Annotated in this window: 9 protein-coding genes; 7 read left to right on the forward strand and 2 right to left on the reverse strand. The window is 73.7% G+C overall.

Annotated features, from left to right (window positions below):
* Complete coding sequence (locus tag ABT295_RS01580) at positions 1-1,113, reverse strand: DUF3866 family protein (RefSeq protein ID WP_352392669.1); 1,113 nt, start codon at positions 1,111-1,113, stop codon at positions 1-3.
* A 77-nt stretch (positions 1,114-1,190) separates the two neighbouring features.
* Here ABT295_RS01580 and ABT295_RS01585 point away from each other — a divergent pair, with 77 nt between their 5' ends.
* The 7 genes from ABT295_RS01585 (at position 1,191) to ABT295_RS01615 (ending at position 8,901) form a co-directional block, all read left to right on the forward strand.
* Positions 1,191-2,174: a helix-turn-helix transcriptional regulator gene (locus ABT295_RS01585; RefSeq protein ID WP_352392670.1), complete on the forward strand. Its 984-nt coding sequence runs from the start codon at positions 1,191-1,193 to the stop codon at positions 2,172-2,174.
* Complete coding sequence (locus ABT295_RS01590) at positions 2,171-3,241, forward strand: helix-turn-helix transcriptional regulator (protein ID WP_352392671.1); 1,071 nt, start codon at positions 2,171-2,173, stop codon at positions 3,239-3,241. The genes ABT295_RS01585 and ABT295_RS01590 overlap by 4 nt, the downstream gene beginning before the upstream one ends.
* Before the next feature lie 114 nt (positions 3,242-3,355).
* Positions 3,356-3,748: a Sec-independent protein translocase subunit TatA gene (gene tatA, locus ABT295_RS01595; RefSeq protein WP_352392672.1), complete on the forward strand. Its 393-nt coding sequence runs from the start codon at positions 3,356-3,358 to the stop codon at positions 3,746-3,748.
* 76 nt (positions 3,749-3,824) lie between these two features.
* Positions 3,825-4,634 (forward strand): twin-arginine translocase subunit TatC, encoded by an 810-nt coding sequence (gene tatC, locus ABT295_RS01600; protein WP_352392673.1) that lies wholly within the window; start codon positions 3,825-3,827, stop codon positions 4,632-4,634.
* Positions 4,635-4,643: 9 nt separating this feature from the next.
* Complete coding sequence (locus tag ABT295_RS01605) at positions 4,644-5,549, forward strand: diacylglycerol/lipid kinase family protein (RefSeq protein ID WP_352392674.1); 906 nt, start codon at positions 4,644-4,646, stop codon at positions 5,547-5,549.
* Positions 5,546-8,461, forward strand: coding sequence for a DEAD/DEAH box helicase (locus tag ABT295_RS01610; protein WP_352392675.1), 2,916 nt, complete (start codon positions 5,546-5,548; stop codon positions 8,459-8,461). Before ABT295_RS01605 ends, ABT295_RS01610 begins: the two co-directional genes overlap by 4 nt.
* Positions 8,462-8,700: 239 nt before the next feature.
* Positions 8,701-8,901 (forward strand): cold-shock protein, encoded by a 201-nt coding sequence (locus tag ABT295_RS01615; RefSeq protein ID WP_352392676.1) that lies wholly within the window; start codon positions 8,701-8,703, stop codon positions 8,899-8,901.
* Between the two features lie 108 nt (positions 8,902-9,009).
* Here ABT295_RS01615 and ABT295_RS01620 read toward each other — a convergent pair whose 3' ends face one another.
* Positions 9,010-9,234: a hypothetical protein gene (locus ABT295_RS01620; protein ID WP_352392677.1), complete on the reverse strand. Its 225-nt coding sequence runs from the start codon at positions 9,232-9,234 to the stop codon at positions 9,010-9,012.
* Between the last annotated feature and the right edge of the window lie 175 nt (positions 9,235-9,409).

The following is a 9,409-nucleotide window of genomic DNA, read 5'->3' on the forward strand; positions in this document are numbered from 1 at the left end:
TCAGCCCCCAGCACCGAGCATCCGGGCGGCGAACCGACCCGCGACGGCCGCGCCGAGGAATCCGGCGCGGTCGTCGTCGTATCCCCGGCCCATCGTGCGCAGCGGCACCGGCGTCGCGCGCAGGGCCGCGTCGAGCCCCTCGCAGCCGACCTCGCGCAGGGTGAGCCGGCCGTCGCTCGCCGCGCAGAGCTCCGTGGCCTGGGCGAGCACGTCGGCGCCCAGCCCGGCCAGGTCGCCGTCGAGCAGCGGCACCGGCACGTCGGCGCGCACGAGCGCCACGCGGCCGTATGCCGTGAGGCTGTGGTGCGAGACCCCGCGGTGCCGCTCGCGCGGGTCGGCCCCCGAGACGCGCAGCGAGCACACCGGCCGCCCGCGCAGGGTCGCCGCGGCGTTGACGGCCTCGCCCGCGGAGGTGCCGGAGAAGCCCCAGCGGGTGCCCGTGCCGAGGTTGCCGGGGCCCTGCGAGACGACGACGAGGTCGGCCCCGACGACGTGCCGGGCGGCGAGCAGACCGGTGTGGACGTTGACCGCCTCGAGGTCGCCGCCGTAGGCCTGCCCGACGGTGACCGACGCCGCGAGCCAGTCCGCGTCGCGCAGCCCGGCCACGGTGCGCGAGAAGTCGATCGGCAGCGCCCCGCCGTCGGTCATGACGTAGGCGACGCGCAGGCCCGGGTCGACCTCGCGGACGCCCGCGACGATCGCCGGCAGCGCGGAGTGGAGGTCGGCGACGACGACGGGCAACCCGCCCAGGTCGTCGGCGTCGGCGAGCACGCCGTGGTGCTCGCTGTCCTGCTCGTCGACGCCCAGCACCATCATCTGGCTCGGGGTGTACCGCGCCTTGACGAGGTGTCCGGGCACCGCGGCGACGTCGGGCACGGGCTGCGGCAACGCGTCCGGCGCGGCCACGACGAGGGCGAGCCCGCCGGTGCCGAGGCCACGCTCGAGGGCGGTCGTGTTGAGCAGCACCGCGGTCCCCGGCGCGAGGGTGCCGACGGCGTCGACGTAGCCGAGCGCACGGACGCGGTCGCCGGAGGGGAGGCGGACGGCATACTCGACCGCCCCGGCCCAGCTCGACCGCACCTCGTCGACGACACCCCGGCGCCACTGGATCATGGGGTGACCCTATTCGATCCTTTGTTCGGGTAGCGTCGGACTGCCCGATCCCCGCCGCCGCCTCCAGGAAGGTCTCGATGAGCCCTGCGTCTGCCTCGGCCGAGAAGACCGAACGGCTGCTCAACCTCATCCTCGCGCTCAAGTCGGCCCGCCGGCCGGTGTCGAAGCAGCGCATCCGCGAGGCCCTGCCGGCCTACGCGGCCGCGACCTCCGACGAGGCCTTCGACCGCATGTTCGAGCGCGACAAGGACGAGCTGCGCGAGATGGGGATCCCGATCACGACGACCGTGCTCGACGTCCTCTTCGACGACGAGGTCGGCTACCGCATCGACCCCAGCGAGACGACCCTGCCGGCCATCTCCTTCGAGCCCGACGAGGTCGCCGCGCTGGCGCTCGCCGCACGCGCCTGGTCGACCGCGAGCATCTCGGGCGCGGCGTCGGCCGGCCTGCGCAAGCTGCGCCTCTCGGGCGTCGAGATCGACGAGTCGGTGGCCGCGGGCGCCGAGCCGCGCATCCGCACCAGGGAGCCGGCGTTCGAGGCCGTGCACGCGGCCCTGTCGGCGCTGCAGCCGATCGCCTTCGACTACCGCAAGAACGACGGCGAGCTCAGCACCCGCCACGTGCAGCCGTGGGCGCTGAAGAACTGGCACGGCCGCTGGTACCTCACGGCCTTCGACGTCGACCGCGGCGACGAGCGCGCCTTCCGGCTCAGCCGCTTCGAGGGCCCCGTGCGCCGCAAGGGCCGGGCGGGGTCGTACGCCGTGCCGGCCGACCACGTGCCCGAGGTGGCCCTCGAGGCCCAGCCCCCCGAGCCCGAGGGCACGGCCGTCGTGCGCGTGCGCCACGGCCGCGGCCACACCCTGCGGCGCCAGGCGCTGCGCACCACCGAGCTCGACGAGCGCTGGGCCCAGCTCGAGCTGCCCTACCGCCGCGACACGACCGAGCGCGACGTCGTCGCGCTCGGCACCCACGCCGTGGCCGTGTCGCCGCCCGAGCTCGTCGACGGGGTGCGCGCGGCCCTGCGCGCGGTCGTCGCCGCCCACGAGGAGGGCCTGTCATGACCGAGACCCCGACGCCGGCCGCCGGTGCGGCCGCCGGCACCGCCCGCACCGCCCGCGCCACCCGGGCCGCCCGCAAGCCCGTCGAGACCGCCACGCAGCGCCTCGGGCGGCTGCTCGACATGGTGCCGTGGCTGCTCCAGCACCGCGGCGTCCCGCTCGACGAGGCCGCCGCGGAGTTCGGCGTCTCGCAGGAGCAGCTCGTCGAGGACCTCGAGCTGCTCTTCGTCTGCGGCACGCCCGGCTACGGCCACGCCGAGCTCATCGACGCCCAGTGGGACAGCGGCCACGTCTACCTCGACAACGCCGACGACATCGCGGCGCCGATGCGGCTGACCCGCGACGAGGCGGTCACCCTGACCGCCGGCCTGCAGGCGCTCGGCTCCGCGCTCGTCGGCTCCGACGTCGCCGAGCGCACCCTCGCCAAGCTGCGCGCGGCCGCGGCCACGACCGTCGGCGAGCCGACCGGGCGCATCGCCCTCGACCTCGACGACGGCAGCCAGCACGCCGCGATGGCCGTGCTCAAGGACGCGTTCGCGCGCGGCCGCCGCGTCCACCTGCGCTACTACGTCGCGACCCGCGACGAGTCCACCGAGCGCGACGTCGACATCATGCGCATCCTCAACCTCGACGCGCAGTGGTACGTCGAGGGCTACTGCCACCGGGCGCAGGACGTGCGCCTCTTCCGCCTCGACCGCATCGAGGCGGCCTCGGTCCTCGACGTCGACGGCACCCCGCCCGATGCCGCGCGGCCGCGTGACCTCGACGACGTCTTCGTGCCGGGGGAGAACGACCTCACGGTCGTGCTCGAGGCCAGCCGGTGGGCGGCCTGGATCGCCGACTACTACCCGAACGAGGGTGTCGAGCGCGGCCCCGACGGCTCGCTCCGGGTCACCCTCAAGGTGGCCGACCCCGCGCTCGTGCGGCGCCTCGTGCTCCGCCTCGGGGGCGAGGCCCACGTCGTCGGGCCGCCGGAGCTCGCCGCCGCGGTGGCGGGGGAGGCACGCGCCGCGCTGGCGGCATACGGCGGCGGTGACGGCGCCCCCGACACGCCCGGCCCGCCCCGCTGAGCCGGCACTCCCACAGTCCACGTTCATCCCACGCACGTATGCTGGACACCTGCAGCGCCGACGCTGCACGGGACGGTCCGATCCGGGGCCGGCCATTCGACGAGGAGACCACACATGCAGCTACCGGGCGGCCCCGAACTCATTGTCATCGCGATCGTGCTCATCGCCCTGTTCGGCTGGAAGAAGCTCCCCGACATGGCGCGCAGCCTCGGCCGCTCCGCGCGCGTCTTCAAGTCCGAGGTCGACGAGCTGAAGAAGGACGGCAAGCCGGCCCCCAGCGACGCCGCGCGCACGACCGTCCCGGGTGACGTCGTCGACGCCGAGGCCGAGCGCCGCGCCGCCGACGCCGCGCGCCTCGCGGACGCCGAGCGCCGCGCCGCCGAGGCACGCGCCGAGGCCGACCGCCTGCGCGCCGCCCAGGCCACCCAGGCCCCCACCGCTCCGGCCGCCCCGACCACGGCCACGCCGCCGGTCGTCGACGACGTGCGGCGCGACACGACGCTCTGACCGAGCCCCGCCCCGCACCCCGCACCCGCCTCGCACCGGCCCGACCGGTGTGCCCGGACTGATACGGACCGACTGAATGCCGTCACTGCGACGCAAGCGCGACCCCGAGGGCCGGATGTCGCTCGGCGACCACCTCCGCGAGCTGCGCAACCGCATCATGATCAGCGCGTCCGCCATCCTCGTCGGCGGCGTGCTCGGCTGGATCTACTACGAGCGGGTCATCGACGCCCTGACGAGGCCGCTGAAGGACCTGCAGGCCGAGCGCACCGGCGGCGTCGTCAACATCAACTTCGCCGGCATGACCGACGCGTTCGCGCTGCAGCTGACGACCTCGCTCTTCGTCGGCGTCATCGTCGCCTCGCCGATCTGGCTCTTCCAGCTGTGGGGCTTCATCGTGCCGGGGCTGACGAAGAAGGAGAAGCTCATCGCACGGCTCTTCGTCGTCGCCGCGGTGCCGCTCTTCCTCGCCGGCTGCTTCTTCGCCTTCGTCATGGTGCCCAAGGCCGTCGCCGTGCTCCTCGGCTTCACCCCCGACGGGGCGTACAACCTGCAGGACGGCGCGCAGTACCTCAACTTCGTGCTGAAGTTCATCGTCGCCTTCGGGTGCGCGTTCCTGCTGCCCGTCTTCCTCGTCGCGCTCAACCTCGTCGGGGTGCTGTCGGCTCGGGCCATGCTCAAGGGCTGGCGGCCGGCCGTCATGATCATCCTCGTCTTCGCGGCGATCATGACGCCGACGCCCGACGCGTACACGATGCTCTTCCTCGCGAGCCCGATGGTGGCGCTCTACTTCGCCTCCGTCGGCGTCGCGTTCCTGCTCGACCGGCGCAAGAAGGACCACGAGCCCGACTGGCTCGACGTCCCGGACGACCAGGCGTCCGCCCTGTAGCGTTCGGGTGTGTCCCAGCGTGTCGCCCTGATCGTCAACCCGACCTCGGGCAAGGGGATCGGACGGGCGCTGGGGGAGCGCACGCGGGCCCTGCTGCAGGCGGCGGGCCACGAGGTGGTCGACGCGTCCGGCGGCGACTACCGGCAGGCGCGGGAGCGCGGCCTCGAGGCGGTTGCCGCGGGCGTCGACACCGTGCTCGTCGTCGGTGGTGACGGCATGGTCCACCTCGGCGTCAACCTCTGCGCGCGGTCCTCGAGCCGTCTCGCGGTGGTCGCAGCCGGCACCGGCAACGACTTCGCGCGCAACCTCGGCCTGCCCGTCCACGACCCGGCCGCCGCGGTCGACCTGCTGGCGCGCGGCCGCACCCGCGCGGTCGACCTCGGTCGGGTGCGCCACGGCACCGCGGGGGAGCGCTGGTTCGGCGGCGTGCTCGGCGCCGGCTTCGACGCCGTCGTCAACGCGCGGGCCCAGCGGATGACCTGGCCCCGCGGGCAGATGCGCTACAACCTCGCGGTGCTGCGCGAGCTGCCGGTCTTCCGGCCCATCCCGTACGTCGTCGAGATCGACGGGCACCGCATCGACACCCGGGCCATGCTCGTCGCCGTCGCCAACACGACCTCGTTCGGGGGCGGCATGCGCGTCTGCCCCGACGCCGACGTCGCCGACGGCCTGTTCGACGTGCTCGTCGTGCACGCCCTGTCGGTCCCGGCCTTCCTCCGGGTATTCCCCAAGGTGTACTCCGGCACCCACACCACCCACCCGGCCGTGGAGATCCATCGCGGCCGACGAGTTCGCTTGGAGGCGAGCGGCATCCACTCCCAGGCCGACGGCGAGACCTTCGCCGACCTGCCCATCGACGCCGAGGTCGTGCCCGGCGCCCTGCGCGTCGTGGCTCCTTCGGAGGTGTCCGCGTGATCGCCACCTGGCCCCGGCTGGCGGAGTTCTCGGCGGGGCTCGACTTCCCCCTCGACGACTTCCAGACCGAGGCGTGCCGCGCCGTCGAGGAGGGGCGCGGCGTGCTCGTGGCCGCCCCGACCGGCGCCGGCAAGACGATCGTCGGCGAGTTCGCGGTGCACCTCGCCCTCGCGACGGGGCGCAAGGCGTTCTACACGACCCCCATCAAGGCGCTGTCGAACCAGAAGTACACCGACCTCGTGCGCGTGCACGGCGCCGAGAACGTCGGCCTGCTCACGGGCGACGCGTCGATCAACGGCGAGGCGCCCGTCGTCGTCATGACGACCGAGGTGCTGCGCAACATGATGTATGCCGGGTCGACCACCCTGGCCGGGCTCGGGTGGGTCGTCATGGACGAGGTGCACTACCTCGCCGACCGCTTCCGTGGCGCCGTGTGGGAGGAGGTCATCATCCACCTGCCGCCCGACGTCAGCGTCGTGTCGCTGTCGGCGACGGTCAGCAACGCCGAGGAGTTCGGGGCGTGGCTGGGGGAGGTGCGGGGCGACACCGAGGTCATCGTGTCGGAGCACCGGCCGGTGCCGCTGTGGCAGCACATGATGGTCGGCCAGACCCTCTTCGACCTCTTCGTGGAGGAGCGTGACGCCGACGAGGACGACGAGCACTTCCGCACCGCGACCGACCGCTACTCGGTGAGCGTCAACCCCGACCTCGTGCACGCCATCCGCGGCGGCGAGGGCCGGGCGGCCTGGGACTCGCACTGGGTGAGCAGCCGAGGGGGCCGTGACAAGGGCCGCACGCGGGGGCGCAACGGCGGCGGGCCCGGCGGGCGTGCGGGTGCGGGCTCGGGCGGGCGCTCGGGCGGCGGCCGCCACGGCGGGCGCGGCGACGACTGGGGCGGCCACGGCCGTCGCGGTGGTGACGGGGCCGGGGGCCGGGGGCCGAGCGGCGGCGACGGCGGGCGCGGCTTCGCCCGTGGTGGCCGACCCGGGGGCGGCGCCACCCGCGCCGAGGTCATCGAGCGGCTCGAGCGCGAGGGCCTGCTGCCCGCGATCACCTTCATCTTCAGCCGGGCCGGCTGCGACGGCGCGGTGGGCCAGCTGCTCGCGAGCGGCATGCGGCTGATCCCCGAGGCCGAGGGCGAGGCCAACCGCCGGCTCGTCGAGACCCGCATCCAGGGGCTCGCCGAGGAGGACCTCTCGGTGCTCGGCTACTGGGACTTCGTCGACGGGCTGTCGCGGGGCTTCGCCGCGCACCACGCGGGCATGCTGCCGACCTTCCGCGAGATCGTCGAGGAGCTCTTCACCGCGGGCCGGGTACGGGCCGTCTTCGCGACCGAGACGCTGGCGCTCGGCATCAACATGCCGGCGCGCACCGTCGTGCTCGAGAAGCTCGTGAAGTTCAACGGCGAGAACCACGTCGACATCTCGCCGGCCGAGTACACCCAGCTGACCGGGCGCGCCGGCCGGCGTGGCATCGACGTCGAGGGCCACGCCGTCGTGCTGTGGAACCGCGGGCTCGACCCGGCCAACGTGGCGGGCCTGGCGTCGACGCGCACCTACCCGCTCCGCTCGAGCTTCCGGCCCACCTACAACATGTCGGTCAACCTCGTGCGGCAGTTCGGCCGCGAGAGCGCCCGGAGCATCCTCGAGACCTCGTTCGCGCAGTTCCAGGCGGACCGGGCGGTCGTCGGCCTCGTCCGCACGATCCGTCGCAACGAGGAGGCCCTGTCCGGCTACGCCGAGAACATGACGTGCCACCTCGGCGACTTCGCGAGCTACGCGGCCATCCGTGACGAGATCCGCGTCGTCGAGAAGGAGGGCGCCAAGGCGCGGTCGGCATCCGTGCGCGCGGCAGCGGCGATCTCCTTGGAGTCGTTGAAGATCGGCGACATCGTGCGCATCCCGGCGGGGCGGCACAGCGGCCTCGCGGTGGTCGTCATGCCGAACCGCGGGGGCAAGGGCGAGGCCGCGTCGCCGTCCGTCGTCACCGAGGACCACCAGCTGCGACGGCTCACGCTCCACGACGTGCCGACGGCGGTCGAGCCGCTCGGCTCGATGCGGGTGCCGAAGCAGTTCAACGCCCGCAACCCCAAGGCGCGCCGTGACCTCGCCGCCACACTGCGCGCGACGATGCCGCACGACCCGCCACCCCGCCGACGGGCCGCCGAGCTCGACCCGACGGACGAGCGGGTCGACGACCTGCGCCGCCGGATGAAGGCCCATCCCTGCCACCGCTGCCCCGACCGGGAGAACCACGCGCGGTGGGCCGAGCGGTGGTGGCGGCTGCGGCGCGAGACCGACGGGCTGCAGCGCAAGGTCGACGGCCGCACGAACTCCGTCGCCAAGACGTTCGACCGGATCTGCGACCTGCTCGTCGAGATGGGCTACCTCGGCGAGGGCGGGCAGAGCATCACGCCCGAGGGGGACCGGCTGCGCCAGCTCTACACGGAGAAGGACCTGCTCGCGGCCGAGTGCCTCCGTGAGGGGGTCTGGCGCCGCCTCGACCCACCGTCGCTCGCCGCCGTCGTCTCGACGCTCGTGCACGAGCCGCGGCGCGAGGAGGGCGGGCTGACGCCGCGCTGGCCGACCGACGACGTGCGCGAGGCCTACGACCGGATGGTCGAGATCTGGTCGGACCTCGAGGACGCCGAGGGTGCGCTCGCGCTGCCGCGCACCGGCATGCCCGACGGCGGTCTCGCGTGGGCGATGCACCGGTGGGCGAGCGGTCAGCGCCTCGAGGACGTGCTGCGCGGCACCGACCTCGCGGCCGGTGACTTCGTGCGCCGCTGCAAGCAGGTCATCGACCTGCTCGGCCAGCTGACCGACGCCGCCGACCCCGACCTCGCCACGACCGCCCGCCGCGCGAGCGACGGCGTGCTCCGCGGCGTCGTCGCGGCCGACCGGCTCGACTGAGCGGCCGCCGGCCGCCGGGTTTGGGTCGGGGTCGGGTGCGGCGGGGGCCGGGCGAATCGTCGATCGCGTGAGGTGTCGGCTACGCTTTGCCCTGTCGACGTTTTTGGTGCTCGTGTTTTGCACGCTCGCAAGGAACGACCAGCGAGCGCAGTTTCTTCAGGTTCTGAAGGGTTGCGTCCCCGACGACACCGGGATCGCCCGTCCGGGCGGACCCGTCCCCCAACCTGAAGGAGCCAGACATGGCGCAGGGTACTGTCAAGTGGTTCAACTCCGAGAAGGGCTTCGGCTTCATCGCCCCGACCGAGGGTGCCGACGTGTTCGTGCACTACTCGGAGATCCAGGCCAACGGCTACCGCAGCCTCGAGGAGAACCAGGCCGTCGAGTTCGACGTCGAGCAGGGCCCCAAGGGCCCGCAGGCGATGCGCGTCCGCGCTCTCTGAGACGCCTCTCACGCCCTGCGGACCCCGGTCCGCAGCACGAAGGCCGGCTCCCCTCGAGGGGAGCCGGCCTTCGTCGTGTCAGGCCGTCGGTTCTTGACCGGCGGCCGGTCAGAGGCGGGTCAGGCGCTCGTACGGGCTGTTGACGCGGATGATGCCCGTCTCGAAGCGCAGCGTCACCGTGTGCTCCGTGCACGCGATCACCTCACCGAGCCCGTGTCGCAGGTGCGACACGCGGTCACCGACCTCGAACGTCTCGATGTCGGGGGCCGGGGCAGGCGAGAAGGGGCTGCTCGCGAGGTGGCGGCGTCGGTCGGGCGATCCTGAGTTGGGCACCCTTCAGTATGCCCCCTGCCTCCCGGGCCAGCACGCCCGACGCGGCCCGGCGCGCATCTCGGTCGGGTCTCGGTCACCTCCAGCTGCACCCACGCCAGGGCGCAGTTGCAGCCGGTCTTGAGCCGGTATGTCGGCTGGAACCGCGCCGTGGCGCAGTTGCAGCCGGTCTTGAGCC

Origin of the sequence: Terrabacter sp. NPDC000476, assembly GCF_040300125.1 — a bacterium.
Lineage (GTDB): Bacteria > Actinomycetota > Actinomycetes > Actinomycetales > Dermatophilaceae > Terrabacter.